The sequence below is a fragment of the Methanoculleus sp. UBA413 genome, from assembly GCF_002502935.1.
Taxonomy (GTDB): domain Archaea; phylum Halobacteriota; class Methanomicrobia; order Methanomicrobiales; family Methanoculleaceae; genus Methanoculleus; species Methanoculleus bourgensis.
Map to the genome: position 1 here is coordinate 36889 of NZ_DAQR01000080.1, position 533 is coordinate 37421.

General features: G+C 66.4%; 1 protein-coding gene. It reads right to left on the reverse strand.

Going from position 1 to position 533, the window contains the following annotated elements:
• The coding region (locus BP858_RS06395) for an MFS transporter (RefSeq protein WP_286879138.1) at window positions 1-533 on the reverse strand (533 nt) is incomplete at both ends.

Here is a 533-nt window from a genome sequence, read left to right on the forward strand (position 1 = left end):
CCTGCGGCGGCGGGTTCGTAGCCACGGATGTACTGGAGATAGAGGGAGAGGAGGAACCCGACCGCATACGTGGCGCTGTAGTTGATCAGGGCGGCGAGGTTTGACGAGGCAAAGACCCGGTTCGACGCAAGCAGCGAGACCGGAAGGAGGGGGGCGGGGTGCCGCCGCTCCACCCGGTAGAAGGCCACCCCGAGCAGGAGGGCTGCCGCGAGAAGTGCGAGGCCGGTCGGGGTGGTCGCTTTGGCCAGACCCAGGAAGAGGCAGAGGATCAGGGCCGACGAGAGGACCAGCCCGGGGATGTCAAAGTCTTCGCGGTGCCGATCGTTGAGGAACGCCGGGAATTTGTCTGCAGAGAAGAGGACCGGGGCGGCGATGAGCGCGGTCACGACAAAGATGCTCCTCCAGCCAAAGAACTGGGTCAGGATGCCCCCGAGGAACGGCCCGAGCGAGAGCGCGGCGTAGACGGCTGTGATGTTGAGCCCGATCGCATAGCCCCGCTCCCCGGCCGGGTAGAGGTGGGTGATCAGGGCCAC